Source organism: Sphingobium sp. VMM (assembly GCF_056790315.1).
In genome coordinates this window covers 165,796-190,773 of the sequence record NZ_JBXGSI010000005.1, presented here as the reverse complement: position 1 = coordinate 190,773, position 24,978 = coordinate 165,796, and the positions used below count along the sequence as shown (strand labels likewise).

Annotated in this window: 25 protein-coding genes; 17 read left to right on the top strand and 8 right to left on the bottom strand. The window is 65.6% G+C overall.

Annotated features, from left to right (window positions below):
• Positions 1-119 precede the first annotated feature (119 nt).
• A complete protein-coding gene (locus ACUCV3_RS08875; RefSeq protein ID WP_037521534.1) occupies positions 120-434 on the top strand; it encodes a hypothetical protein in 315 nt (104 codons plus the stop codon).
• 38 nt (positions 435-472) lie between these two features.
• Here the strand turns inward: ACUCV3_RS08875 and ACUCV3_RS08870 are convergent, their stop codons facing one another.
• Genes ACUCV3_RS08870 through ACUCV3_RS08860 form a run of 3 tightly spaced genes read right to left on the bottom strand, consistent with a single transcriptional unit; the run spans position 473 to position 2,538 of the window.
• On the bottom strand, positions 473-1,063 hold the full coding sequence (locus ACUCV3_RS08870; protein WP_279776130.1) for a TetR/AcrR family transcriptional regulator: 591 nt from the start codon (positions 1,061-1,063) through the stop codon (positions 473-475).
• Between the two features lie 12 nt (positions 1,064-1,075).
• Positions 1,076-1,324, bottom strand: coding sequence for a hypothetical protein (locus ACUCV3_RS08865; RefSeq protein ID WP_004212448.1), 249 nt, complete (start codon positions 1,322-1,324; stop codon positions 1,076-1,078).
• Positions 1,325-1,365: 41 nt separating this feature from the next.
• A complete protein-coding gene (locus ACUCV3_RS08860; protein ID WP_482240561.1) occupies positions 1,366-2,538 on the bottom strand; it encodes an FAS1-like dehydratase domain-containing protein in 1,173 nt (390 codons plus the stop codon).
• Between the two features lie 149 nt (positions 2,539-2,687).
• Here ACUCV3_RS08860 and ACUCV3_RS08855 point away from each other — a divergent pair, with 149 nt between their 5' ends.
• From ACUCV3_RS08855 to ACUCV3_RS08840, 4 genes are all read left to right on the top strand, one after another.
• Positions 2,688-3,257: a TetR/AcrR family transcriptional regulator gene (locus ACUCV3_RS08855; RefSeq protein ID WP_279731124.1), complete on the top strand. Its 570-nt coding sequence runs from the start codon at positions 2,688-2,690 to the stop codon at positions 3,255-3,257.
• Positions 3,258-3,365: 108 nt separating this feature from the next.
• Positions 3,366-4,121 carry an SDR family oxidoreductase gene (locus ACUCV3_RS08850; protein ID WP_279731123.1) on the top strand — a complete coding sequence of 252 codons (756 nt, stop codon included), beginning with the start codon at positions 3,366-3,368 and terminating at the stop codon, positions 4,119-4,121.
• Positions 4,118-4,891 (top strand): SDR family NAD(P)-dependent oxidoreductase, encoded by a 774-nt coding sequence (locus ACUCV3_RS08845; RefSeq protein WP_482240560.1) that lies wholly within the window; start codon positions 4,118-4,120, stop codon positions 4,889-4,891. Before ACUCV3_RS08850 ends, ACUCV3_RS08845 begins: the two co-directional genes overlap by 4 nt.
• Positions 4,892-4,909: 18 nt before the next feature.
• On the top strand, positions 4,910-5,749 hold the full coding sequence (locus tag ACUCV3_RS08840; protein ID WP_161731026.1) for a TauD/TfdA dioxygenase family protein: 840 nt from the start codon (positions 4,910-4,912) through the stop codon (positions 5,747-5,749).
• Between the two features lie 4 nt (positions 5,750-5,753).
• Here the strand turns inward: ACUCV3_RS08840 and ACUCV3_RS08835 are convergent, their stop codons facing one another.
• From ACUCV3_RS08835 to ACUCV3_RS08825, 3 genes are all read right to left on the bottom strand, one after another.
• A complete protein-coding gene (locus ACUCV3_RS08835) occupies positions 5,754-6,749 on the bottom strand; it encodes an AraC family transcriptional regulator (protein WP_279731121.1) in 996 nt (331 codons plus the stop codon).
• A gap of 85 nt (positions 6,750-6,834) precedes the next feature.
• Positions 6,835-7,803: a magnesium and cobalt transport protein CorA gene (locus tag ACUCV3_RS08830; RefSeq protein ID WP_279731120.1), complete on the bottom strand. Its 969-nt coding sequence runs from the start codon at positions 7,801-7,803 to the stop codon at positions 6,835-6,837.
• 62 nt (positions 7,804-7,865) lie between these two features.
• Entirely contained in the window at positions 7,866-10,307 is a 2,442-nt protein-coding gene (locus ACUCV3_RS08825) for a hypothetical protein (protein ID WP_279731119.1), read from the bottom strand.
• 160 nt (positions 10,308-10,467) lie between these two features.
• Between ACUCV3_RS08825 and ACUCV3_RS08820 the strand changes: the two genes are divergently transcribed.
• Complete coding sequence (locus ACUCV3_RS08820; RefSeq protein WP_279731118.1) at positions 10,468-10,845, top strand: winged helix-turn-helix domain-containing protein; 378 nt, start codon at positions 10,468-10,470, stop codon at positions 10,843-10,845.
• Here ACUCV3_RS08820 and ACUCV3_RS08815 read toward each other — a convergent pair.
• On the bottom strand, positions 10,840-11,826 hold the full coding sequence (locus ACUCV3_RS08815) for a cytochrome-c peroxidase (RefSeq protein WP_482240559.1): 987 nt from the start codon (positions 11,824-11,826) through the stop codon (positions 10,840-10,842). The genes ACUCV3_RS08820 and ACUCV3_RS08815 overlap by 6 nt on opposite strands.
• On the bottom strand, positions 11,823-12,350 hold the full coding sequence (locus ACUCV3_RS08810; protein WP_279731116.1) for a hypothetical protein: 528 nt from the start codon (positions 12,348-12,350) through the stop codon (positions 11,823-11,825). Before ACUCV3_RS08810 ends, ACUCV3_RS08815 begins: the two co-directional genes overlap by 4 nt.
• Positions 12,351-12,425: 75 nt before the next feature.
• Here ACUCV3_RS08810 and ACUCV3_RS08805 point away from each other — a divergent pair, with 75 nt between their 5' ends.
• From ACUCV3_RS08805 to ACUCV3_RS08755, 11 genes are all read left to right on the top strand, one after another.
• Positions 12,426-14,573: a TonB-dependent receptor plug domain-containing protein gene (locus ACUCV3_RS08805; RefSeq protein WP_279731115.1), complete on the top strand. Its 2,148-nt coding sequence runs from the start codon at positions 12,426-12,428 to the stop codon at positions 14,571-14,573.
• Between the two features lie 91 nt (positions 14,574-14,664).
• A complete protein-coding gene (locus tag ACUCV3_RS08800; RefSeq protein WP_279731114.1) occupies positions 14,665-14,901 on the top strand; it encodes a hypothetical protein in 237 nt (78 codons plus the stop codon).
• A gap of 286 nt (positions 14,902-15,187) precedes the next feature.
• The gene (locus ACUCV3_RS08795) at positions 15,188-16,579 is read left to right on the top strand and encodes a sugar transferase (RefSeq protein ID WP_004212431.1); all 1,392 of its coding nucleotides are present in this window, start codon (positions 15,188-15,190) and stop codon (positions 16,577-16,579) included.
• Positions 16,580-16,747: 168 nt separating this feature from the next.
• Positions 16,748-16,957, top strand: coding sequence for a hypothetical protein (locus tag ACUCV3_RS08790; protein ID WP_010339081.1), 210 nt, complete (start codon positions 16,748-16,750; stop codon positions 16,955-16,957).
• Positions 16,958-17,218: 261 nt separating this feature from the next.
• A complete protein-coding gene (locus ACUCV3_RS08785) occupies positions 17,219-18,376 on the top strand; it encodes a hypothetical protein (protein ID WP_279731113.1) in 1,158 nt (385 codons plus the stop codon).
• Positions 18,377-18,395: 19 nt separating this feature from the next.
• Positions 18,396-19,235, top strand: coding sequence for a polysaccharide biosynthesis/export family protein (locus tag ACUCV3_RS08780; RefSeq protein WP_279731112.1), 840 nt, complete (start codon positions 18,396-18,398; stop codon positions 19,233-19,235).
• Between the two features lie 5 nt (positions 19,236-19,240).
• The gene (locus ACUCV3_RS08775; protein WP_482240582.1) at positions 19,241-20,653 is read left to right on the top strand and encodes an AAA family ATPase; all 1,413 of its coding nucleotides are present in this window, start codon (positions 19,241-19,243) and stop codon (positions 20,651-20,653) included.
• On the top strand, positions 20,650-22,005 hold the full coding sequence (locus ACUCV3_RS08770) for a GNVR domain-containing protein (RefSeq protein ID WP_017499212.1): 1,356 nt from the start codon (positions 20,650-20,652) through the stop codon (positions 22,003-22,005). The genes ACUCV3_RS08775 and ACUCV3_RS08770 overlap by 4 nt, the downstream gene beginning before the upstream one ends.
• On the top strand, positions 22,002-22,907 hold the full coding sequence (locus ACUCV3_RS08765) for a P-loop NTPase family protein (protein WP_099232688.1): 906 nt from the start codon (positions 22,002-22,004) through the stop codon (positions 22,905-22,907). The genes ACUCV3_RS08770 and ACUCV3_RS08765 overlap by 4 nt, the downstream gene beginning before the upstream one ends.
• The gene (locus tag ACUCV3_RS08760) at positions 22,904-23,710 is read left to right on the top strand and encodes a WecB/TagA/CpsF family glycosyltransferase (protein ID WP_136187152.1); all 807 of its coding nucleotides are present in this window, start codon (positions 22,904-22,906) and stop codon (positions 23,708-23,710) included. Before ACUCV3_RS08765 ends, ACUCV3_RS08760 begins: the two co-directional genes overlap by 4 nt.
• Positions 23,703-24,977: a polysaccharide biosynthesis protein gene (locus tag ACUCV3_RS08755; RefSeq protein ID WP_279731076.1), complete on the top strand. Its 1,275-nt coding sequence runs from the start codon at positions 23,703-23,705 to the stop codon at positions 24,975-24,977. The genes ACUCV3_RS08760 and ACUCV3_RS08755 overlap by 8 nt, the downstream gene beginning before the upstream one ends.
• Position 24,978 lies beyond the last annotated feature (1 nt).

The window sequence follows — 24,978 nt, the reverse complement described above, 5'->3', positions numbered from 1 at the left end:
CATCGCCGGGGCGGTTGGATCGCGCCCCGGTTCCCTGCCTGCTCGGCCCCGCTTATGATACAGATCGTCTCACGGCCGCTGGACGTCGGGACAAGACCTGTTGCCTTGAGAGGATGCCGATGAAAACCGCCCTGATCGCCACCAGCCTGATCTTCGCTGCGACCACGCCGCACATCGCCATGGCGCAGGCCCCTGCCGCCGCGCCTGCCCCAGCCTATAGCGTCGAGACGACCGACATCGGCACATTGCTCGACAATCCGGCGACCAAGGCCGTCCTGGACAAGAATCTGCCGGGCTTCACCGCCAATCCGCAGATCGACATGGCGCGTTCGATGACGCTGAAGGGCGTGCAGCAATATGCTGCCGACACGCTGACCGACGCCGCGCTTGCCAAGGTGCAGGCCGATCTCAACAAAATTCCGGCCAAGAAATAAGGATAAGGCCGGCGCGCATCATCGCGCCGGCTGACCGGCTAGGCGGTGGGTTCGTCGGCATCCTTGCCGGTGGCGTGGCGCATCAGCGCCTCCACCATGGCCAGCGCCTCTTCATGGCCCAGCGTCACGCCCAGGCTCTGCTCCATCACGATCGACCGGGCCATGCCCGCCGTCAGCACCGAAAGCCCCACAGGCGACAGCCCCGCGCCGTCGGCCGCGCCGATCGCCCGCGTCTGGATATCGCGCAATTCCTCGACAAAGGCGGCGATTTCCTGGCGGATCGCCTTGCGATGGTTGGACAGCGCCATGAACTCCAGCACGATCGCGCTGCCATCCGGATCGGAATTGAGCTGCCACAGCGCGCGCAGCGGATCGGACGTATCCAGCCGGTTCGCCAGTTCTTCCTTGAACCGGGCCGACAGACTGCGGAACAGCGCCAGCAGCAGGTCGTCGGTCGTCGCAAAATGATAATGGACCAGCGCCGGCGTTACGCCGACGATCTTCGCCACGCGCCGGGTGGTGACGGCGGCATAGCCCTCCTCGACCATCAGCCTCTCGGTCGCGGCCAATATCGCGCCGCGCGCCGATGCGCGTTCCTTCCTGCCGGCGCGGGTTATGCCTTTCTCCATCGCCCCTGCGGCCTATTCGTCCAGCATGTCCATCACGTCGCGCGCGGCATTGCGATCGGCTTCATCCTCGAAGGCGACATCCAGATCAGGCGCCGCGCCCAGCATGTAGAGCAACGTCCACAGGGCGAAGCGCCGGGGGCGGTCGGTCTCCAGCCCGAAGGCCACCTGCATCCGCTCGATCCCGGCTGCCATGCCCTCCGGCGGTACGCTGGCAAGGTCGTCGGTGCCGAAATAATGGCGAAACTGATCGTCTAAATCCATCGCCGCGCTATCCCACAGCGCGGCGCGCTTGACCAGACGGATCAGGCCGACCGCTTGGGCAGTTCGATCTCCGCCTTGGCCGTGGCCAGCACCGCGCCCACCTGATTGGCCATGCGGCAATCGACCTGCACCATGTGCCGGCCATCCTCGTCCACGAACTTGTCGAGGATGGTGCCGGTGGTGATGGTGATGTCGCCGGTCAGCGCCGGGCTGCGATAATTGCAGGCCGAATGCCGGATCATCCCCCATTCGCCCGCCCAACCCGCGAAATAATCGGTGATCCACGCCCCCATCGATGCGCCATAGCCATAGCCGCGCGGCATGCCGATGAAGCGGGCCCAGCGCGGGAAGAGATGGCCACGCGACGGGCCGACATAGGCACCGTCGGTGAATTCGGGATTGATCGCCTCCATCACCGGGTCATTCTCATGCCCCGCCATTTCCTTGACGAAGCCCAGCGCCTCCATGTCGAGGTCGGTGCGCCGGTGGGTGCCGCCCCATTGGGTGAAGATATAGGATCGCCATTCGGTCGCGAAGGACACGATCGAATGCGGGCCGACCACCCGTTCTGGCAGCGCCGCGCCGACCGTCACATCATCCCACCAGCGCCGGTCATGGCCCAGATCGTGGAGCATCTGGACCCACTGCATCTTGCGCGCTTCCAGTTCCTCCAGTTGGTCGTCGGTCCAAACCGGATCGTCAAAACCTTCGGTCGGGACATTATCCTTGCCCGCTTCCTGGCTGTAGCGGATCGAGGTCGAGCGCTGCTTGGCGATCAGGTCGCCCTGCTGGTTATAATAGAAATTGTCGCCGCGCTGGAAACAGGTCGGACCGGCGAACTTGGTATCCTTGACCGTATAGTCGAACGGGATGCGTTCATTGAGGATGCGGTCGCCCGCCACCATGCGCGGGCCGTAGAACCACCATTCATCGCCGCCGAACAGCATGTGCGAATTGGGCACCCGGCCAATGCAGGACGGCGCGGAGCCATGGGCGCAGTCCATCGTCACGGCAAAGCTCTGTGGCGCGACCATGCCGCCCCAGCGGCTCTGCGCGGCATAACCCGCATCATAATGGAGCCGGTTGGGATAATGCATCGCCTGCACCCAGCGGCGGATATCGCCATTGTTGATCGGCTCGACCATCCGCGCGGGCTGGATCGGTTTGCCTAGATAATTGTCGATATCCGAACAATCGAGCGTCGGGCTGGTCATGGATCGTCTCTCCGAAAATGGGCTTGTTTGATGCCAAGGCTAACGACGCCCCGACACCACGACTTGACCAAAATGGACAGGCGTCCGGCCATTGCCGCGCCTCGCAAAATTGCCCAGAAGCGGATCGGGAGAAGGACGGAAAGGACGATATGGCTACCGCTCGCAGACTTGGCGCCGAAGGATCGCAGAACCGCGCCCGCTTCATCGACGCGGCCGAAACGATCCTGACAGAGGTCGGCGAACATGGCATTTCCGCGCGGCAGGTGGCGCAGCAGGCGGGCTTGAAGACCCAGCTTCTCTATTATTATTTCCGCACCATGGACGATCTGCTGCGCGCCGTGGTGCAGCGGATCAACGAGCGGCGCATGGCCCGGTTTGAGCAGGCGCTCGCCGCGCCCAGCCCGCTGCGCGCCATGTGGGAGATGATGCGCGATCCCTCGACCGCTGCCCTTGCCGCAGAACTCAGCGCCATCGCCCATCATCGCGAGGCGGTGCGGGCAGAGATCGTCACCGCCGCCCAGGCGTTCCGCGCGCATCAGGCGCAGGCCGTCGCGGCGCTGCTGCCCGCCGATCAGGCCGCCAACGCCAGCGGCCTAGTGATGATCGCCGCCTCGCTCGCCCGCATGCTGGTCAGCGAAACGGCGCTTGGCCTGACCGAAGGCCATGACCAGGCCTTGGCGATGATCGAGGCCATGCTGGACCAGCTCGAAGCCAAATGATCGCCCCGGCGCTATTACCAATCCTGCCATCGCACCACCCCGCCCACCCCTGCTAACAACCTGTTCAGCATCGCGGTCCAGCACAGGCCAGCGGGGCAAGGAGAGGTCATGGCAGCACTGGAAAACAAGGTCGCGCTGGTCACCGGTGCATCCTCGGGCATTGGCGAGGCGGCGGCACTCGCGCTGGCGCTTGAGGGTGTCAATGTCGCTGTCAACGGACGGCGTCGCGACCGGCTCGACGCGCTGGTCGCCCGGATCGAAGCGGCAGGCGGCACTGCGATCGCCCTGCCCGGCGACGTGTCTATCGAGGCAGATGCAGCAGCGGCCGTCGCTGACACGGTGGCGCGGTTCGGCCGGCTCGACATCCTCGTCAACTCCGCCGGCGTCAACGAGGCGGGCGGCATCGAAAGCCTGACCAGCGCCCAGTGGCAGCGGGTGATCGACATCAACCTGATGGGCACCATCCATGCCTGCCGCGCCGCCTTCCCGGTAATGAAGGCACAGGGCAGCGGCGACATCGTCAATATCTCCTCGACCGCCGGGCGCCGCTCGGGCTGGCGCTTCGCCGCCTATTCGACCAGCAAGTTCGGCCTGACCGGCTTCACTGAAAGCCTGCGGCAGGAGGGCGGCCAGGCTGGCATCCGCGTGTCGATCATCGAACCGGGCGCGACCGCGACCGAGATCGCCAGCTCCATTTCCGACCCGCAATGGCGCGACATGATCCAGCAGCACACCCACAAGGACGGGGCGATGGCGCCGGACGATATCGTCGCGGGCATATTGCTCGCCGTCAGCCTGCCGCGCCGGGCCAATGTGAGCCGCATCCTGATCCAGCCGACCGTCGACACGGAGCCGATGCCATGAGGCTGGCAGGCAAGAGCGCGGTCATCACCGGCGCGGGATCGGGCATGGGCAAGGCGATGGCGCAGCGCTTCGCGCAGGAGGGCGCGCGCGTGCTGTGCGCCGACATCAGCGGCGCACAGGACGAGGTCGCCGCCGCCATCGGCAATGGCGCGATCGGCCTGCATGTCGACGTTGCCGAGGAAGCGGACGTGCAGGCGATGATCGCCACGGCCCGCGACGGCTTTGGCCGGGTCGACATCCTCGTCAACAATGCCGGCTTCGGCGGCGGCATCATGCCGCTGCACGAACAGAGCAGCGACAATTGGGACCGGGTCCATGCCGTCAATCTGAAGGGCGTATTCCTGGGCATGAAATATGGCGTGATCGCCATGCTGGAAAGCGGCGGCGGCGCGATCGTCAATATCGGATCGGCCACCGGCATGGTCGGATGGAAGGGGCATGGCGTCTATGCCGCCGCCAAGGGCGGGGTCAGCCAGATGACCAAATGCGCCGCGCTCGATTATGCCGCGCACAATATCCGCGTGAACGCCGTGCTGCCCGGATCGATCTGGACCGGGCTGGTGCCGATGGCCAAGGATCATCCCGAACCGCCGCCCGGCATCTTCCGCGTGCCCGGCATCCCTATGGACCGGTGGGGTCTGGCCAGCGAGATCGCCAATGCGACGCTATTCCTCGCCAGTGACGAGGCATCCTACATCACCGGCACCTTGCTGCCGGTCGATGGCGGCTATTGCATCGGCTTTTCCGGCATGGCCGCCGAACAGGGTTGAGATCGAAGGAGCAGGATCATGAACGTCATTCACAAGAGCCGCGTGACCTTCCGCCCGGTCAAGCCGCTGATCGGCGCGGTGGTCGAGGCCGATCGGGAGGCCTTGTTCGATCCCGAAGTGGTCGCCCAGTGCCGCGACATGCTGGAGGAACGGACCGTGCTGGTCATGCCGCAGGTTCATTTCACCAATGAGGAGCAACTGGCCTTCACCGACCTGCTCGGCGGGCGGCTCAACCTCACCAGCGAAGCGACAACCAACAAGGACGAGGACGTCTATCAGGTGACGCTGGATCGCAAGATCAACCGCGCGCCGGAATATGTGCTGGGCACCTTCTTCTGGCACATGGACGGCATGCCGATGGAAATGCCGCCGCCGCTCGCGACGCTGCTCTCGGCCCGGCGCCTGGCGCCCAAGGGCGGCCAGACCGAATTCGCCAACACCTTCGCCGCCTATGAACAGATGCCCGAAGCGCAGCGCGCCGAGATCGAGGATCTGCGCATCATCCACAGCGTCGCCGCCAGTCTGCGCTCGATCGCCGACGCCATTCCCGAGGCGGAAAAGGGCAAGCTGGCGATCGGCGTCGAGAAGGAACGACCGCTGGTCCAGACCCACAAGAATGGCCGCAAGAGCCTGATCGTTGGGTCGACCGCCGACCGGATCGTCGGCATGGAGCTGGCCTATGGCCGCGCCTATATCGCACGGCTCAACGAATGGGCGACCCAGCCCGATTTCGTCTATCAGCATCAGTGGCAGGCGGGCGACTTCGTGATCTGGAGCAACACCGGCGCGCTGCACCGGGTGGTGCCCTATGCCCGTGATTCCGGGCGAATGATGCACCGCACCTCGATTGCGGGCTGAAGGGTCAGGCGGGCGCGTGCAACCGCGCCCGCAACCGCGTCGGCGACGCGCCGAACCAGTGATTGCAGCTGCGCGTCATCACTGACTGTTCGGAAAATCCCAATTTCTCCGACACATGGGCGAAGTCGATGTCGGTCTGCTCCAGATAGTAGCGCAATATGTCGCGCCGCACCTCATCCTTGATCTTCTGGAAGCTCGTGCCCTCCATCGCCAGCCGGCGGTGCAGCGTGCGCGGATGCAGCTCCAGCTCGGCCGCAACCCGATCGTTCGAGCAATGGGCGGTCCACAGCCATTGCATGACGATGCCGCGCACCTGCGCATGCAGCGGCGGATGGCGATGGGGAAATTCCCGTTCGATATGGGCCGTGACCGCGGCGAAGACCGCGGCGTCCCGGTCGATCACCGGACTTGCCATGTCGCGCTCGGAAAAGCTGATCCCGTCCTCATTCTGGCCGAAATGGACCGGGCATCCGAAATAGCGGCGATAGATGCGCGCCGGCGAGATCGGCTGGTGACGAAAATGCACCCGCCGCGCCCGTGCCCGGCCGCCGGTCAGTTCCATCGCGAAAAGATGGCCGACCAGCAGGATATGCTCCATCGCCTGCGCCCGATTGGGCACGCCGTCGAGCAATATGTCGTGCCCGACGAAGACATGGCGGACGGAAGGAAAGCGCCGCAGCCACACCGACGCCGCCAGGCTGTGCGCATAATTATGGCTGCACACATAATCGATCGCCGCGCCGAAGGTCGGCGCGTTGCGCATCGCGTCGCCCAGTGGCCCGAACAGGTCGACGCCGCGCTGGCGCAGGGCAAGACGCATGCCGAAATCCGGGCAGGCGAGCCGATGCGCCGCATCCTCGATCAGCGCGATGGCCTGGCGATAGCTGGGCGACGCATCGCCGCTGTCCGGCGCCTCCCCGCCCAGTTCCGCCACCAGCTCCGGCAGGAACCGCAGCATATGCGCATTGATCGCCTCGAACGCGTCGCGCTGCTCATCCATCGCCGGACCTCCCATTCGGACAGGCTGGCACCGCCAGTCCGAATAGGTCAAGCGACCGCGGCCCCATTTCGGCGGGGCGATGCCGTCAAAGCCAGTTGAGCTTGCGGAAACGCCGGTAGAGGATGGAACAGATCAGCAGGATCACCGCCAGTACGACGAAATAGCCGTAGCGGGTCTTGAGCTCGGGCATATGCTCGAAATTCATGCCGTAGATGCCGGCGATCGCGGTCGGCACCGCCAGAATCGCGGCCCAAGCGGCAAGCTGACGGGTGATCGTGCCGGTGCGCTGCTGCTCCAGCAAATTGCTGAACTCGAAGACGGAATTCAGCACATCGCGCAGATCGTCGACCATCGTCTGCACCCGCCGCACATGATCGCGCACATCGCTGAAATAGGGACGGGTTTCCGGATCGATGCAGGGCAAGTCGATCTTGACGAACTTGGTCGCGACCTCCTGCATCGGCCCCAATATACGCTGGAAGCGGATCAACTGGCGCCGCAGGTTGAAGATACGGGTGATCTCGTCGCGGCCGAGGAAATTGTCGACTGTGTGCTGCTCCATCGTCAGCACTTCCTCCTCGATCCCCTCGACGATCGGCAGATAGCCGTCGACGATGAAGTCGAGGATGGCGTGCAACACATAGTCGACGCCATGGGCCAGCCGATCCGGCACCGCCTCCAGCGCATGACGCAATTCGATATGCCCCCGCGCCGAACCATGGCGGACGCTGATGATATGGCTGTGGCCGACGAAGATCGCTGTCTCGCCATAGGCGATCGCCCGCTCCTCGACATGGGCAGTCCGTGCCACCACGAACAGTTGCTCGCCATAAATGTCGACCTTGGGCAGTTGATCCGCCTTGATCGCGTCCTCCACCGCCAGCGGATGGAGATTGTAATTTTGCTGCAGCGTCCGCATTTCCTCGGCCGTCGGGCTGGCAACGCCGATCCAGACGAATTCCGACTTGTCTTCGGCGCAGTCGATCCGTTCGGTGATCGACACTTCGCGCACGCGTTGGCCGTTGCGATAGAGATAGGCGGCAATGACGGTCATTCGGGCCTCGAAATCATGCTATTCGGCCAGCCTAGCGTGGCCAGCCGTGATCGGGAAGGCGATCAGGCGGCGGGTGATGGCGCCTGCACCACCAGCATCGCGCCCTGCGCGTCGCGCAGGCGGACATAAAGCTTGCCATCCGTCGGCGCCGGGACCGTCAGGGTCGATCCGGTGAAGCCCTGCGCCACCGGCGCCGGCTGATCAAAGGCGGGATTGCCGGCGACGGCATCGACCAGGAACAGGTCGCGTCCCTTGATGGTGCAGCCCTGATCCTTCTGCTCCTGGCCCGCGCAATCCACCGCCTCGATCCGCGGCAGGCGGGCAAGCGGCATCAGCGGCTGCCAATCCCCCTGTTCGCGGCCCCGCACGATGCGGAATTGCAGCGGGCCGAAGGCGGGGCCGAGCGCCGCGGGATCCAGGGTCGCCACCATCACCTGCGGACTTTGCAGTTGCAGGCCGGAACCGGCCGTCAGCCGGACGCTGGCGCCGCCATCCTGCGTCGCCACCTCGATCGCATCGGCCATGGCCAATTTGGTGCCGTCCTGCGCCTGCACGGAAAAGATGAGGCGCCCGTTATTGGGCAGCACGTCCGATCCGCCCAGCGTCACCGGCAGACCCGTTGCCGCGGCCGGCGTGACGCTCTTGTTGAGCAGGGCCACACGGGGCCGCGCGGGGGCAATCGTGACCGGCACGGATACGGTCCGCCCATCCTCCAGCTGCACGCGGGCGCTGGCGCCTTCGGCTGGCACAGTCCCATCGCCCGCGGCCGTCAGACGCAGCCGATCGACCGAACCGTCGCGGCTCAGGCCATCGGGTTTCCAGCTACGCCCGCCCAGGTCGACGCTCGCCACCTGATCGAGGCGTTGCCCCGTCATTTCTCCCCAATTGTCACCCTGATGCACGGTCAGGCCGTCCAGCTTGCTCGCCTGGGCGTAGGCGCGCAGCGCCATGGAGAATGGCTTGGCCACGCCCTGATATTTGACATCGACAGTGACAGGTCCAGCGCGCCGATCAGCAAGCGGCAGGGTCAGGTCCAGCGCATCGCGGCCCTGCACCTTCCAGCCGATCGCCTGGGGCGCTGCATTGCCCTGGCGCAGGGTGACACTTTCGACGCAAGAAGGCGCACCGCCCGTCAGCGTCAGGCCATTGTCGCGGCCGACGACCAGTGTCGGCGCCTCGCCCTTCACCTGCCAGGCCGCATCATCGGGCCGCTGCAGGATGTAATCGGGGCCTTCGAACCGGTCGAACCCCCATTGACCATAGACATGAGCCTCGATCGATCCCCTGAAGTCAGCCGGCCAGGGACCATCGGCGCGGATCACATAGCCGCCCCGGTCGGCCCGCGCCTCCAGCGGATATTCGATCGTCTGACCCGACGCTGCCTTCAACTGCACCGTCATGCCGCGCGCATAGCTGGTCGAATAGATGAGCGGCGCCCCCTCGACCGGCAGCACCGTGCCGGGCAATGCCGCGCAGATCGGTGCCTGCGCACCGCTGCGCAGGCGCGGCGGGCTGTCCGCCTCGATCGAGGGCATGCCGACCACCATCACCGACTTGGGCTTGGCGAAGGACGGCGCCTTGTTCAGCATCAGCCCGATATTGTCGTCGCGGCGCAGGCTGACGGTGGGCAGATATTCGAAGCTGGGGCTGCTGAAGGCCCCAAACATCCGGGCCAGATCGCGCACCACGCCGATATAGGGGCTGTAATAGCCATAGCCCGCCTCACGCGTGGAGGCGAGTTGCAGGGCCAGGTCGGTCGGCGTGCCACTCAGCGTCTCGGCAATCGAACTGCTGTGAACATCGGCGAGGACCAACTGGTCCTTATTTTCCAGCAAGCAGGCCGCCTGAAGCTCGATCACCTTGGACAGGCAATCCTCGTTGAGCTTCATCGACAGGCTGCGGGCCAGCGCCGGGGCGACGCTGCGCAGGAATTCGGGATGGCTGTTTTCCTGTGTCCGGATCGCCGTCATGAAGGCATCCAGCCGCGAGCGATCAAGCGACGCCTGATTGAGTTCCTGCGTAGCCCGCACGAACTCGCCGGGTTTTCCCCGCACCGCATCGCTGACCGTGCCCTCCCCACCGCCGGTCTCGGGCACCAGGAACAGCACCATCTGACGCGCGCCGTCCGGCACGGTCAGCGCGAGGCGTCGATCCTTGTCCTTCTTCTTCCATGTCTCCGCGCTGTCGATCCAGTCCTTGGGCGGCGGATTGGTCGCGCCCCGCAGGAAGGCCGACATCAGCACGAAATTGGCACCCTGTTCCTTGGGCAGATTAGGCTCGATCAGCAGCTTGTCGCCCGCCCTCAGGCTCGGCACCTGGCTGATCGGCAAGCTGGTCGTGCCGCGGGTCACGCTGACCTTTAGGTCCGGCCCGGTCAGCTCGAACGGCGCAGGCTCGGCTGCAAGGCCCGGCGTCAGCAATGCAGCCCCCAATGCCGTTCCGATCAACAGGCCGATCGGCTGGCGCAGGCGCGCAATCTGGATCGGGGCGGAAGGCTGGGGCATGTCTCTCTATCCGGCTATCTATGTTTTTCGGCGACCATTGCGCCTGTCCCACAGGAATTCGGCAATTCCAAGGCGACAGCAAATGCGGGCCATGTCACCCCCTCGCTGAACCTGCGACAACGGGCTAAGAGGGGCAAATTCCACGCAATCAGGCAGGGCCATGCAGACCGGAACGCTCAAGCTCAAGATCCAGATCCTTTGCGGGGATGAGATCGCCATGGGACCGGGCAAGGCCGATCTGCTCGATGCGATCGCGCTGCACGGCTCCATATCGGCGGCCGCGCGGGTGCTGGGCATGAGCTATCGGCGCAGCTGGCTGCTGGTCGACACGATGAACCGCTGCTGGAACGACCGGCTGGTCGAGACGGTCGCCGGCGGCGGCCGTGATCGTGGCGCGCGGGTGACGGAAGCAGGTCAGGCCGTGCTCGCCGCCTATCGAGCGCTGGAAGAGGCCGCGCTCACCGCGACCGGCGGACAGGCGCAGGGCCAGCTTGACGCCCTGCTGCGGCCGATCCCCCTGCCCGCCCCTCTTTCATAATTTCTTGCCGCAGGCTTCGTCCGGCATGGCGAAGCGTGGATCGGTGAGGAACGCCTGATCGGTCAGGCTGTCGAGGAAAGCCGTGATCGCTATCCGTTCGGCGTCGGTCAGTTGCTGGCCATGGCGCAGGATCGCCGCATCCAGCGTTTGCGCGGACCCATCATGCCACCAGGGACCGGTCACCGCGACATTGCGGAGCGGGGGCGTGCGAAAACGCCCGGCATCACTGGTCAGCCCCGTCTTTTCCGCCAGCCCCGGATCGGTGGCCGTCGCCGGTTCCAGCCGATGATAGGCGCCGTCGCTGAAATCCCGCCCCGCATGGCATGACGCACAGCCCTTGTCCGCGAACAGATGTGCGCCTCGCCGGGCCAACATCGACAGGGCATCGGCCTGCCCCCGTCGATCGCGATCATAGGGGCTGTCGCGCGAAATCAGCGTGCGTTCGAACGCCGCCAGTGCCGCCGACACCGTCGCGATGTCGATCCGGCCGCGACGGTCCGGAAAGGCGCGCGCGAACATCCGCCGATAGCAGGCATTGGCGCCCAGCCGACGCGGGAGTTCCGCCTCCAGCCCCTTCATCCCCATTTCGACGGGATGCTCGCCCAGCAGGGGCACCGCAACCTGCGCCTCCAGGCTGGTGATCGCCGGATCGGCCATGGTGAGGCGCGGCAACCAGGCGACATTGGCCAGGCCCGGCACATTGCGCAGCCCCGGATCGCCATGGACGCCGGGCCGCGTGCGATTGCCGTCGGCAAAGCCGCGATGCTGCTCATGGCATCCGGCACAGCTCAACGTGCCATTGGCCGACAGGTCGGCGTCATAGAAAAGGCGGCGGCCAAGCTCGACCTTCGCCGCGCTCATTGCGTTGCCGACCGGGACCGGGGGCGGTGCTTCGCCCAGGGGCAAGCTCCAATGCCATGGCCGCCCTGCCCCGATCAGCAGCAGCGTCGCGAGCAATAACGGCCAGCGCGCCGGCTTCACGGCAGGCGGGTCACCAGCACCATCATCTGCGGATCGCCATTGGCCGCAAGTTGCAGGATATAGTCGCCCGGTTCCAGGCTGTAATCAACCATCTTGCGGATGCCGGTGCAATCGGGGCCATGGCCATGCGCGGTCGAGGTCGCGGCGGTGCCGTCCTTCACCACATCGACCCAGGCGCCACTGCTCAGCGCCACTCGCCAGGTGCCGGGCTGATCGACGGTGAAATGGACGATGCCACCGAAGCTGACACTGCCGCCCGGCTTGGCCGGGCGAAGCGGATAGCTGATCCTGGGCGTCGGCAGCAGGGTCAGCGTCACGGCCTGCCCGGCTTTCAGCATGACCTTGCCGGCTCCCTTGGCATCCGCCGCCGCCTGCATCGGCTGCGGCGCGCGCCAGGATGCCATCTCCGCCGGCGGATCGGCCGGGGCAGCGCAGGCCGGCGTGCCCGACATTTGCGCAAAGGCCGATGCCGGCACCAAGGCCGCGCACAGGGCCGGAAACAGCAGGAACAGTGGCTGACGCACGGGCTTCCCTCCCGAAAGCAAAACTATATACCGCGGGATATAGCGAGTCGAACGACCAAGAATAGTGGGATTATCATGCGACAGACCATGATGCGCATTTTGCTGGCCAGCGCCTGCTGCTGGGCTGCGACGGCAGCGGCGCAGGGCGCGCCCGACGCGACGGGCGACAGCGATCGCTTCTCGCTCGGCCAGATCATCGTCACCGCCCCCCGCACCAGCGGGATCGAGATTGACGGCAGCACCCTGTCCTCTGATGCCATCTACAGTTTCAACCGCACCTCGCTCGACGATGCGGTCAACCTCATGCCCGGCGTGTCCGCCGGCAACAGCGGCGGCACCCGCAACGAGCGGCTGGTCTTCGTGCGTGGCTTCGACCGGTTCCAGGTGCCGCTCTCGATGGATGGCATCCGTGTCTATCTGCCCGCCGACAACCGGCTCGATTATGGCCGCTTCCTGACCACCGACATTGCCGAGGTCCAGGTTGCCAAGGGCTATGCCTCCGTGCTGGACGGACCCGGCGCCATGGGTGGCGCGATCAACCTGGTGACCAGCAAGCCGACCAAGGCGCTCGACATCGACCTGCGCGGACAGGTCAGCTTCGACAATGACATGGACTATGCCGGCTATACCACCTCGGCCAAGGTCGGCACCCGGCACGACCTCTGGTATGCGCAGGCCAGCTATGCCCGCAGCTTTACCGATCATTGGGATCTGCCCAATGGTTTCACGCCACACGTGCCCACACTGGAAGATGGCGGAGCGCGCGACTTTTCACGGGCGGAAGACTGGCGGGTCAATGCCAAGATCGGCTTCACTCCCAACGCCACCGACGAATATGCGCTGAGCTATACCCATCAGGAAGGGTCGAAGGGCGCGCCGCTGCATATCAGCGACACGGTCACCACGGCGCGTTTCTGGGACTGGCCGTCCTGGGACATCACCAGCGTCTATTTCCTGTCGACCACGGCGCTGGGCGACCGGGCGACGCTCAAGACCCGCGCTTATTATAACCAGTTCGATTCGATGCTTCGCTCGTTCAACGACCGGACACAGACCACGCAGAGCCGGCCCTATGCCTTTGACAGCCCCTATGAAGACAAGGCCTGGGGCGGATCGGCCCAGCTCGATTTCAGTGCGACCGATGCGGACACGCTGCGCCTCGCCTTCCATTATCGCCATGATGAGCATGTCGAATATCAGACCAGCTTTTCGACGGCCGGCGTCGCCACCACGGAACCGAAACAGACCCAGAGCGAGGCCACCTATTCCATCGCGCTGGAAAATGAGCTGGCGCTGAGCCCGACGCTCCGCTTCACCCTGGGTGGCAGCTATGACTGGCGCAACCTGGAACGGGCCGAGGAATATGGCGCCCCGCTCGGCACGTCGGGCACGCCATCGGTCATTTACAATTATCCGCGCAGGGACGCCGACACCTGGAACGCGCAGGGCCGGTTCGACTGGCAGGCCAGCGATGCGCTGTCGCTCCACGCCAGCCTGTCATCGCGTGCCCGCTTCCCGACCATCTTTGAACGGTTCAGCCAGCGCTTCAACACCGCTATTCCCAACCCCGACCTGAAGGCCGAACGGGCGACCAATGCGGAAATCGGCGGCAGTTGGAGCCAGGGGTCGATCCGGCTGGAAGGCGCGCTCTTCTACAGTTGGGTGCGGGACGCCATCTTCAGCGTGCCGACGCCGGCCTATCCCTGCACCGCATCGACCACGCCGCCCGCAGTGCCGACCACGGGCTGCGCCCTCACCAACCTCAGCCAGAGCCGCAATGTCGGCAAGGGTGAATATTATGGCGTCGAACTGTCGGCGTCGGCGACGCTGCTGCCGGGGCTGGACGCGGGCATCAACTATACCGGCATCAAGCGCGATCTGACCGATCCGTCCAACGCGCGCTTCCGCCCCACCGGCGTTCCCACGCACAAGGGCTTTGCCTATCTCGACTGGGCACCGGTCGAACGATTGCACATCGTCCCCAGCGTCGATCTGGCATCGAACCGCTGGACCCTGTTCACCGCGACCCCGGCTTCACAGCCAGCCCGCTATTACCGCACCGGCGCCTATGTGAATGCCAGCCTGCGCGTCGATCTGGCGCTGACCGACCAGATCGACCTCGGCATTGGCGGGCGCAATCTGTTCGATGACTATTACACGCTGACGGATGGTTTTCCCGAACCGGGACGCACCGTCTATGCATCGGCCCGTTTCCGCTATTGAACCGAACGCGGCCGGGCGGGGATAATGGTTTATCTTTGCCCGGCCGCGGGTTATCGTGATCTGCGGTCGCTATTCTCGCATCGCATCGGGAATGATGATGGTCGATCTGTTTCCGCCACCGCAAGATCGCAACGCCGGACACGACAGCGCCCGGTCGGCGCCACGACATGATCCCGTCCCGCAGCATGGCGAGGATGCGGATGGCCCCAGAATCTGGCCTTTCCCCCATCATCTGGCCGAAGCCGGCGTGCAGTTCCTGTCACGCTGGGCCGGCCCCGTGGCCCTCGTCGGCGCGCTGCTTCTGATCGGCTGGTGGCTGTTTCGCTGAGCGATTTGATTCGACGTCGTTTCCATCAGGCCGGCAAGGCCTCTCACCGCGCCTGATCGATTTTCCCTGCGACAGAACGAAGGGGCGGCAGGATGAAAAATGGGCGCTCAACGGATCGTCGGAAATGTGCGTCCGAATATCCCTCCCCCAATTGTAACAACCGAGCAACTATGTCCTGCTGCTACGCAACATAAATCAAAGGCAGCGGATGTCCTGGGGAAAGATCGCCACCGTCTGACGACGGGCGGGCGGACCATGACGTCACGACGCATTTAAAGGGTTGCCGATGTCCAAAATAGATCTGGCGATTGCAGGAACCCCCAGTCGCCAGCCCGCCACCGCCGCTTTCCAGCGGAACGCGCGCCTGTGGCTGAGCCTGGTTCTGCTGCTTGCAGACATGATGGCCCTGGCCGCAGGGTTCGTCATCGGCCTGCGCGTGGCGGGTATTCCGATCCTGTCGATGGAGGTCTGGCAGCCGCTCGCCGGCGGCATCTTGGTCTATGGCACCATCGCCTTTCACAACCAGGCCTATAACCCACGTTGCCTGACCAGCATGACGGCTTCATGCCGCAGTGCAGTAATGGCCTTCGCCGGAACCCTGCTGATCTTCCTGCTCGTCGTCTTCTCGCTGAAGGTCACCGACAATTTCTCGCGCTTGGGCATCAGCACGGGTCTGTTCTTCAGCGGCGCGCTGATCGTGATGCAGCGGGTGCTGGTCGTCCGCGCCGTTCGTCGCCATTTCGCCGAAGGGCTGTTCGCCCAGTTGCTGATCATCGACGACGGCCTGATCCCCGACGATGTGAACGGCATGACGATCGTGGATGCACCGACGCTCGGCCTGCGCGCCGATCTTGACGATCCCTATATGCTGCATCGCCTGGGCATGCTGCTGCGGGATTTCGATCGGGTGGTCATTTCCTGCCCGCTGGAGCGCAAGGCCGACTGGGCGCAGATGCTCAAGGGCGGCAATATCCTGGGCGAGATCATCGTGCCGGAACTCGACCCGATGGCGCCGCTCGCGGTGCAGAGCCATCGCGGCGTGTCGACGCTGGTGGTCGCTCGCGGCCCGCTCAATCTTGCCAATCGCGCCAAGAAGCGGCTGCTCGACATCATCCTCACCGTGCCGGTGCTGATCGCGCTTGCGCCGCTGATGATCGCTGTGGCCGTCGCCATCCGACTGGACTCGCCAGGCCCGGTCTTCTTCCGCCAGGAACGGATCGGCCGCGGCAACCGCCTGTTCCACATCCTCAAGTTCCGCAGCATGCGGGTGGAACAGTGCGACACCGCCGGCGCCACCTCGACCCAGCGCGACGATAACCGCATCACCCGCGTCGGCCGCTTCATCCGCAGCACCAGCATCGACGAGCTGCCCCAGCTGCTCAACGTGCTGCTCGGCGAGATGAGCCTGGTCGGCCCGCGCCCCCATGCGCTGGGCTCGACCGCCGAGGACCAGCTGTTCTGGCAGGTCGACCGCCAATATTGGCATCGCCATGCGCTCAAGCCCGGCATCACCGGCCTGGCCCAGATCCGCGGCTTCCGCGGCGCGACCGAAACCCGTCGCGACATTCTGAACCGGGTCGAGGCGGATCTGGAATATCTGCATGGCTGGAGCCTGATGCGCGACATCGGCATCCTGGTCGGCACGGCACGGGTTCTGGTTCACCGCAACGCCTATTGATCCCACGCCCTGACGAAGCTCCAATGTTTACAGGGGCTTTGACCAGGATTGAGGATTTTCCGCATCAGAAGCCGGCTTTTGCGATGAGCTGAGCCGGCTTTCATGCCGATGTAAACTATTTGTGAACCCTAAAATCCTATATTAACGGCCGTTCATAAAGTTCCCAGGATGACGGTCGTGGCTGATGAATTGGCGGCAGTTGCCGCAACGAAAACCTCCTTTTCCGATGCGGGCATCGCCGTCCGCGATCTCCCCGAAAACGGCCATGCGCTGTCGATCGCCGACCGCGCAGAAGGACCGATTCAGTTTGTTTCGCGCTGGGCAGGCATCCTCGCCTTCTGCGCGGCAATCGGCGCGATCGCTTATCTGATCTTCTGATCGGGGCCAGTTTCCTTGCCCTCAGATTAACAGCCGGGATCGGCTGTTAACGGCTCCTTTCGTCGATGAAACGAGCCGTTGTTTTGGCGCGACAAGTCGCGTCCGGACCCGTGTGCATTACGTAAAAATACGATTAGCATGCCCCTTGTTGCTGCAATGCAATAAGGATTCATGCGTTTGGATAATGCCCATAACCCGTGTTTGCGGGCGCGCCCCTGTGCGCCCGCACCAAATGATTTTGCATGGCCGCATGCGGCCGCCATGGCCGCTCTTGGCGGCGCAATGCTGTTCGCCGGCCTGCCCTCCACGGCGCAGGCCCAGGATGATGACAAGCGCATAGATACGCTCGGCCTGCACCTGACGGCCGGGCTCGATCTTCTCTATGACGACAATGTCTATCGCGTCGACGACCGGGTCGAAGACCCCACCGGCGACCTGATCGTCACACCCTCGATCGAGGCGACCTATGCCCATCCGATCGGGCGGCACGACATCCAGATCCGGGCCAAGGCCGGCTATGACCAGTTCGTGTCGGAGACCCAGCGCAGCAAGCTGCGACTCGATGCGGAGGCCAAGGCGACGATTCGATTCGGAGCGACCTGCGGCATCACGCCGCGCGCCAGCTATCGCCAGCAGCGCGCCGATTATGGCGACATCAACGCCGCGACCGAAAATCTCCAGCGTTTCTCCACGCTGGGGGCCGACCTGTCGTGCGAACGGCCGGGCTTCTTCCCGGTCGCCGGCTACCAGCATGACACGACCCGCAACGCCGATGATTTCGACTATGCCGACCAGGACAGCGACAGCTTCAAGGTTGGCCTTGGCTATAACAAGCCCAGTTTCGGCACGCTCACCACTTATTATGAGCGCACGGTCAGCGACCGGCGCACGCTGGGCATCAAGAACCGGATCAACGCCTATGGCCTGCGCTTCCAGCGGTCGGTGACGCCGATCACCCAGATCGATGCCGACCTGCAATGGCTGGATGTCAGCAGCGATTCCGCCGCCGTCGGCACTTATAATGGCATGGGCTGGGATGTCCGGCTGTCGACCAGCATCATCCCGCGCGTGAAGCTGACCGCCTCCACCGCCCGCGACATCATGAATGACAGCCTGATCGCCAGTGGCTTCGCGATCCGGTCCAGCTATCGGATCGAGGGGGAGTTCGCGATCAGCGAGCTGACCTCGGCCGGCCTCTACGCCGACTGGCAGAGGCGCAAGTTCCGGCAGGATGCGGCGCTGCGCCCCTTCTCGATCGAGGCGGACCGCAATCGCCAGTTCGGCGCGACGCTCAAGCGCAAGCTGACCGATCGCTTCGATCTCAGCCTCGACGCCCAGCATTACCGCCGTCGTACCGACACCGATGTCTCCAACTATAGCGGCACGCAGGTGACGCTCTCAGCCCTGCTGCGCTTTTGACCCGAAGGGAGCCTGACCCATGAGAATAGCGACACGCTTCCATATCCTTGCCGCCCTCCCCCTGCTGGCGGGGCCGACCGCATTGTCGGCGCAAACCCAGACGGCACAGGCGCCTGCGGCGGCTGCGGCGGTTGCCGCCACGCCCGCGCGGCCGGCGGCGTCTGCCCCCGCCGGCTATCTGCTCGGTCCGGACGATCAGCTCAAGATTTCGATCTTCGGCCAGCCCGACCTGTCCACCGAAACCCGGATCAAGGCCGACGGCACGGTGCTGCTCGCGCTGGTCGGGCCGGTGGATGCGAAGGGCAAGACCACGTCCCAGCTCGCATCCGACATCGCGGCGAGCTATGCCGGTGGCGGTTATCTGACCAAACCCTCGGTCAGTGTCGAGGTAAGCGACTATGTCAGCCGCTCGGTCACGGTGCTGGGCAATGTGCCCCAGGCCGGCAATTATCCGCTCGACCGCAACTATACCGTGGCGTCGATGCTGGCCAAGGCCGGCGGCGCGACCACGGCCGGCGCCAATGCCGTCATCCTGACCCCGGCCGATGGCAGCGGCGCGGTACGCATCTCGCTCACCGACATGAGCGCGGGCGCCGGACGGCCGCTCCAGGCCGGCGACATCCTGTTCGTGCCGCCGGCCGAGAAGGTCTATGTCTATGGCCAGGTCCAGCAGCCCGGCGCCTTCTCCTATGTTGCGGGCCAGACCTTCCGCCAGGCGCTTGCCCTGGCCGGTGGTCCGACCCTCGCCGGTTCGACCCGCAGCATCAAGGTGAAGCGCGGCGGCCAGGAGGTCCAGGCCAAGCTGGATGATCCGGTCAAGCCCGAAGACGTCCTCATCATCCGGGAGAAGCTGTTTTGACCGCGATGGAACATGATTTCGGCGCCCGCTCGTCGGGCACGCTCGACTGGCTCTGGTCCCTGCCGCGCCGACTGGCCGGCGGGTCCAGCCCCTCCGCCCGCGTCATCCCCGATCAGGCTCCGTTGCTGCTGGAGGAACCGGTCGCACCGAGTTTCCACCGGACGGCCGAGCCCGAACCGGCGCCCGACGACACCCCGCGACCGCTGGCGATGGGCGCGATGGCAACGCCGCTCAAGCCCATCAGCCTGCGCCGGGATTCGATCTACAGCGCCTTCAACACCGCCATGCCGGTGACCGACCGTCATGGTCTGGCCGGCCGCAACAATGAGCTGGAAAAGCTGGTCGAGGCGATCGTGGTCCAGCGCAAGCATGCGATCATCTTCGGCACACGCGGATCGGGCAAGACCTCGCTTGCGCGCGTCTTCGGCGATCTGGCGGACGAGGCGGGCTGCGTCGCCCTTTACGGGTCCGCGAGCGGCGAGGCCGATTTCGACTCGCTGTTCCGTCCCTTCCTGACCGAACTGCCGATGAGCGGCGCGGGCCAGGAACGGGCCCGCAAGCTTGCCACCGGCCCGCTCGACGTGAATGGCCTTGCCACCCTGCTGGTCGAGGAGGTGCGCCAGCGCTCCATCCTGATCCTCGACGAATATGACCGGGTCCGCTCCGACACCGCCAAGCAGGATGTCGCAACGCTGCTCAAGCTGCTGACCGATATCCATTCGCCGGTGCAGGTGGTGCTGGTCGGCATCGCCGGCGATGTCGACGGCCTGATCGCCGCCCATCCCTCGCTTCGCCGCCATATCGCGCCCCAGCGGGTCAGCCCGATCGCCCGCCCCGAACTGGAACTGCTGCTGGCAAGCTGCGGCGAGAAGGCCGGATTGTCGATTACGCCCGAAGCCGTCGAGGCACTGGCCGGCGCGGCAATGGGGTCGCCCTATCATGCCCGGCTGTTCGGCATGCAGGCGGCGCTTGTTACCGAGGCCGGCGGCCGCGAGCAGGTGACCGCCAGCGATGTCGAACAGGGGCTGGCCAGCGCGCTGGACGACTGGGCGGAAATGAGCAGCGCCAGCCATGGCCTGTTCACCCGCGCCCTGCGCGACAGCGCATCCGGGCGCCGGATGATCGCGCTGGCCGGCATCGTCGCATCGCAGATGTCGGCGATTTCGCTGGAGCGGCTGCTGCGCGTCGGCAGCGACATATTGGGCGAATATCCGGGCATGGAGGCCGATGCCAGCGATGCACTGGCCCGGTTGGAGCCTGCCCTTACGCCCACGCCGGGCGGCGAATTGTGGATGTTTGAAGATACGCTGGCGCCGCAATTTCTGCTGCTGATGGCCAAGCAGCCCGCGCCGCGCACCGTCGCGCCGACGCCGGCCGAGGAAATGCGCGCCATGCTCCGAGGAGTGGACGGACTATGACGATGAACCCCCTGGACCTTGCCGCCGCCGTCAAGGCGCGCTGGCGGGTCGCCGCGATGATCGGCGGCGCCCTGTTCCTGCTGATCGCGGTCGCAGCCTTCATGCAATCGCGCCAATATATGGCGACGACCTCGCTGATGCTCGACCTGTCGCAGACCGATCCGACCGACACGACCCAGAATCAGGGCCGGGTCGAGGTGGACTCGATCCTGGGCACCCAGACCGACATCATCCGCAGCGCCAAGGTGATCAATGCGGTCGCCAAGGAAGCGGGCTTCATCGACGCACTGCCCGCGGACATGCCGGCCGATGCCCGCCTGCAACAGGCCGCCGCGCGCGTGCGCGCCGGGCTGCTGGTGACCACCGGCCGCCAGAGCAACGTGCTGCAAATCCAGTATCTCGATCCCGATCCGCAGGTCGCCGCCCGCGTCGCCAACCTCGCCGCGCAGATCTACATGCGCGAGCAGGTGGAACTGCGCGCCTCACCGGCGCGCACCTCGGCCAAATGGTTCAACGAACAGACCGCCGACGTGCGTCGCCGCTATGAGGATGCGCAGAAGCGCCTGTCCGACTTCCAGCGCGCCCATGACATCATCGGCATCAACCGCATGGATCTTGAGGCCGAGAAGCTGAAGAACATGTCCTATCAGCTGACCCAGGCCCAGGCCGAAGCCGCCGCCGCGCGCGGCAAGGCCGGCGCCGGTTCGGTGTCCGACATCGAAGGGTCGCTGATCGTCCAGAATTTGCAGGAACAGGTCGCGGCCCAGTCGGCCAAGGTGCAGGAACTGGGCAAGACGCTTGGTCCGAACCATCCGACCATGGCGGCCGCTTCGGCGCAATTGTCCGAACTCCAGACCAAGCTTGGCGCCGCGCGCGCCAGCCAGGCCGGTGCGGTCAGCGCCAACAGCGTCGCCGCCAGCCGCCGCGAGGGCGATCTCAAGTCGAACATGGCTTCGCAGGAAGACCGCATGATCCGCATGTCGGACGTGCAGGACCAGTTGATGGTCATGCAGCGCGACGTCGATGCGGCCCGCCAGACCTATGACACGGTGCGCCAGCGCTTCAACGAAGCGGCCCTCAAGAGCCAGATCTCGCAGCCCAATGCCAGCCTGCTCGACGAGGCGACCGTACCGCTGCTGCCGGCCAAGCCCAACCTGCTGCTCTGGCTGGTGGGCGGCATCGCCCTTGGCCTGGTCGGCGGCATCGCGGCGGTCGTCCTGATCGAAATCGCCCAACCCCGCGTCCGCTCCGCCGCCGGCGTCGCTCGCGCGACCGAGGTCGAAGTCATCACCGAATTGCTGCCTGCCCCCGCGCGGGGCGGCTGGCTCCCCAAGCGACAGGAGGCCGCATGAGACTGCGTTCCACGGCTAGTGCCCATCCCCATCTGACCGCCGGCGCCACGACCGGCCTCAAGCCCCGCGCCCGCGATACCAAGGATTTCGCGCAGCTCGCGGTCGAACATGGCTTCCTCGCCGAAACCGACATCGGCCGGATCGAAGCCCATGGCCATGCCGCCGGCCAGCCCTTCCAGCAGGCGGCGATCGACCTTGGCCTGCTCGATCCTGAAACAGCGGGCATCATCCTCGCCATGCAGGGCGGCTTCCCGCTGCTGGCGGCCGGCGACCAGCGGGTCGATCCGTTGGTGGTCAGCGCCTTCGACCCGGCGGACGCCTATGCCGCCAAGGTCCGCACCATCCGCGCCAAGATGCGCGCGGCGGCAAAGGACAGCGACGGCGCAGCCCTGCGCCTTGCCATCCTGTCGATCGATGCGGGTGATGAGGCCGCGATCCTTGCCGCCAATCTGGCCGTCGTGATGGCACAGATGGACGGACAAACGATGCTGGTCGATGTCGATATCGACCGCCCCTCGCTCGACCGGCTGTTCCGCGTTGCCAACAAGGCGGGTCTGGCCGAACAATTGCTGGGCAGCGCCGCGCTTCTGCCTGCCGCACGCACGGCGGTCGATGGCCTCTGGCTGATGACCGCCGGCCGGGCATCGGGCAGCGCATCGAGCCTGGTGACCAAGGGGCCGCTGGCGGACACCGCCGCCGGCTGGGGCCTGCACGACACGTCGATGCTCTTCTATCTCGCCCAGCGGCGCGGCGAGCAGACACCATTCGGCTCCATCCTCGCGGGCTTCGATGCCGTCACCATTGTCGCCCGGCGCGGTGAGACCGCGATCGCCGACATGCGCCGCGTGATCGACGATCTGGACCGCCACGGCGTCGCAATCGCAGGGAGCGTGATCGCATGAGCCTGGAGCAGGCCATTCCCCGCCAACCGCTGCAACAGCCCGTGTCCACGCCGGAAGAGGTCGCCCTGGTCGGCGGCATTCCGGTGTCGACCCTGTCGCTCGACGCGCTGATCGACCGGATGCTGGGCGAAGCGCCGCTGCGCCGCGCGCTCGACCAGCGCCCGCTGCTGATCTTCGACTGCAATGGTCAGGGCCTGTCGATGAACGCCACGGACAAGGGGTTTCGCGACAATCTGGCCCAGGCGGACCTGATCCATGCCGATGGCCAGATCGTCGTCGCCGCCTCGCGCTGGGTCGGCCAGCCGCCGATCGCCGATCGATCCAGCACCACCGACATGTTCATCGACAGCCTGGTGCCTGCAGCGAAGGCGGGGGTCAGCTACTATCTGCTCGGCGGCGAGGAAAAGGTGAACGCCGCCTGCGCCGATCGGATCGTCGAGATGGCACCCGGCCTCACCGTCGCGGGACGCCGCAACGGCTTCTGGAAGCCGGAAGAGGAAGATGCGGTGATCGACGCGATCAACGCGGCCGCGCCCGACGTCCTCTGGGTCGGCACCGGCAAGCCGCGCGAGCAGGCCTTTTGCGTGCGCAATCGCGACCGGATCAAGGCCGGCTGGATCGTCACCTGCGGCGGCCTGTTCAACTATATCACCGGCGACTATCCGCGCGCGCCGATGTGGATGCAGCGCAATGGCCTGGAATGGCTGCACCGCATGGGCACCCGGCCCAAGGAACTGGCCTGGCGCTATATCACCACCAATCCCCATGCCCTGTGGCTGATCTGGAAGCACCGCCATGGCTGAGGCGCAGGCGGCTTCCGGCCGTACCCAGCGCCTGGGCACCATCTTCGGCCGCTTCGGCCTCGCCAGCTTTTCCTCGGCGATCGTCTCGGTCAGCCATCTGCTGGTCCAGCTTTTCTCGATCCACCATCTCGCCACCACGGGCATCGGCGTGCTCGCCTTCCTGCTGGTCATCATCCAGTTCGGCTACAGCCTGTCCAACGCGCTGGTGTCGACGCCCTATACGATCGCCGTCAATCAGGGCGAGGATGTCGATCGCGCGGCGCATGGCTTCTTCTTTCCGGTCAACCTGCTGCTCTCGCTCAGCCAGGGGCTGATCTGCGCCGCCATCGCCTGGACCACCGCGACGCCGCAGGCCGCCCTGGTCTTCGGCCTGGCCGGCACCTTGTCGCTGATCCGCTGGTTCGGCCGGTCCAACGCCTATGCCCATCATGCGCCGATGCAGGCGGCCCGATCCGACATCGCCTATGCCGCGACCATCCTCATCGGCCTGCTGGTCGCGATGCGCACCGGCGCGGACCTCACCGGCATCGGCACCATGCTCGTCGCCGCGAGCCTCGCCGGCCTGCTGCCCTTCGGCAGTCCCTATCTGCGCCGCCATGTCGCCATGTCGCCGCTGGCCGCCCTGCGCGCCTATCGCCCGGTGTGGAAGGAACAGTCAGCATGGACGCTGGTCGGCGTGCTGTCGACCGAGGCGACGTCGAACGCCCACAGCTATGCCGTGACCCTGCTCGCGGGGCCGACCGCCTTCGCGCCGATCGCCGTTGGCATGCTGTTTTTCCGCCCGGTCAATGTCTGCATCACCGCCCTCACCCAGCTGGAACGCCCGCGCATGACCCGTGCCGTCGCGCGCGGCGATCATCAGGCGGCGATCCAGTCGGAACGCATCTTCATGGGCGCCCTTGTCTTCCTGTGGCTCGGCACCTGCGTCGTCGCGGCCGGTGCGCTCTATTTCTTTCCCGGCCTGATCCTCAAGCCCACGCTCGACCATCAGCTGGTGATCACTGCCGTGGCGCTCTGCGCCCTGCTCTCGCTGGTCCAGTGCGTACAGACGCCGATGAGCGTCATGACCCAGGCCCGCAAGGCGTTCCGTCCGCTCGCCGCCCAGAGCCTGCGTAGCTGCGGCGTCGGCATTGCCGCCGTCACGCTGCTGACCCTGCTGGTCGCGCCCGTCTTCTCGATCGCCGGCGTCGTGCTGTCGCAGCTCGTCATGATGCTCGGCATCTGGCAGCTCGACCGCAGCTGGCGCCGCAACCAGGCGGAGGTTTGAG

Excerpts from the sequence above, each read along its gene's own strand:
- ACUCV3_RS08875 (WP_037521534.1), top strand. The coding sequence starts at position 120 with ATGAAAACCGCCCTGATCGCCACCAGCCTGATCTTCGCTGCGACCACG.
- ACUCV3_RS08870 (WP_279776130.1), bottom strand. The coding sequence starts at position 1,063 with ATGGAGAAAGGCATAACCCGCGCCGGCAGGAAGGAACGCGCATCGGCG.
- ACUCV3_RS08865 (WP_004212448.1), bottom strand. The coding sequence starts at position 1,324 with ATGGATTTAGACGATCAGTTTCGCCATTATTTCGGCACCGACGACCTT.
- ACUCV3_RS08860 (WP_482240561.1), bottom strand. The coding sequence starts at position 2,538 with ATGACCAGCCCGACGCTCGATTGTTCGGATATCGACAATTATCTAGGC.
- ACUCV3_RS08855 (WP_279731124.1), top strand. The coding sequence starts at position 2,688 with ATGGCTACCGCTCGCAGACTTGGCGCCGAAGGATCGCAGAACCGCGCC.
- ACUCV3_RS08850 (WP_279731123.1), top strand. The coding sequence starts at position 3,366 with ATGGCAGCACTGGAAAACAAGGTCGCGCTGGTCACCGGTGCATCCTCG.
- ACUCV3_RS08845 (WP_482240560.1), top strand. The coding sequence starts at position 4,118 with ATGAGGCTGGCAGGCAAGAGCGCGGTCATCACCGGCGCGGGATCGGGC.
- ACUCV3_RS08840 (WP_161731026.1), top strand. The coding sequence starts at position 4,910 with ATGAACGTCATTCACAAGAGCCGCGTGACCTTCCGCCCGGTCAAGCCG.
- ACUCV3_RS08835 (WP_279731121.1), bottom strand. The coding sequence starts at position 6,749 with ATGGATGAGCAGCGCGACGCGTTCGAGGCGATCAATGCGCATATGCTG.
- ACUCV3_RS08830 (WP_279731120.1), bottom strand. The coding sequence starts at position 7,803 with ATGACCGTCATTGCCGCCTATCTCTATCGCAACGGCCAACGCGTGCGC.
- ACUCV3_RS08825 (WP_279731119.1), bottom strand. The coding sequence starts at position 10,307 with ATGCCCCAGCCTTCCGCCCCGATCCAGATTGCGCGCCTGCGCCAGCCG.
- ACUCV3_RS08820 (WP_279731118.1), top strand. The coding sequence starts at position 10,468 with ATGCAGACCGGAACGCTCAAGCTCAAGATCCAGATCCTTTGCGGGGAT.
- ACUCV3_RS08805 (WP_279731115.1), top strand. The coding sequence starts at position 12,426 with ATGCGACAGACCATGATGCGCATTTTGCTGGCCAGCGCCTGCTGCTGG.
- ACUCV3_RS08800 (WP_279731114.1), top strand. The coding sequence starts at position 14,665 with ATGATGATGGTCGATCTGTTTCCGCCACCGCAAGATCGCAACGCCGGA.
- ACUCV3_RS08795 (WP_004212431.1), top strand. The coding sequence starts at position 15,188 with ATGTCCAAAATAGATCTGGCGATTGCAGGAACCCCCAGTCGCCAGCCC.
- ACUCV3_RS08790 (WP_010339081.1), top strand. The coding sequence starts at position 16,748 with ATGACGGTCGTGGCTGATGAATTGGCGGCAGTTGCCGCAACGAAAACC.
- ACUCV3_RS08785 (WP_279731113.1), top strand. The coding sequence starts at position 17,219 with ATGGCCGCTCTTGGCGGCGCAATGCTGTTCGCCGGCCTGCCCTCCACG.
- ACUCV3_RS08780 (WP_279731112.1), top strand. The coding sequence starts at position 18,396 with ATGAGAATAGCGACACGCTTCCATATCCTTGCCGCCCTCCCCCTGCTG.
- ACUCV3_RS08775 (WP_482240582.1), top strand. The coding sequence starts at position 19,241 with ATGGAACATGATTTCGGCGCCCGCTCGTCGGGCACGCTCGACTGGCTC.
- ACUCV3_RS08770 (WP_017499212.1), top strand. The coding sequence starts at position 20,650 with ATGACGATGAACCCCCTGGACCTTGCCGCCGCCGTCAAGGCGCGCTGG.
- ACUCV3_RS08765 (WP_099232688.1), top strand. The coding sequence starts at position 22,002 with ATGAGACTGCGTTCCACGGCTAGTGCCCATCCCCATCTGACCGCCGGC.
- ACUCV3_RS08760 (WP_136187152.1), top strand. The coding sequence starts at position 22,904 with ATGAGCCTGGAGCAGGCCATTCCCCGCCAACCGCTGCAACAGCCCGTG.
- ACUCV3_RS08755 (WP_279731076.1), top strand. The coding sequence starts at position 23,703 with ATGGCTGAGGCGCAGGCGGCTTCCGGCCGTACCCAGCGCCTGGGCACC.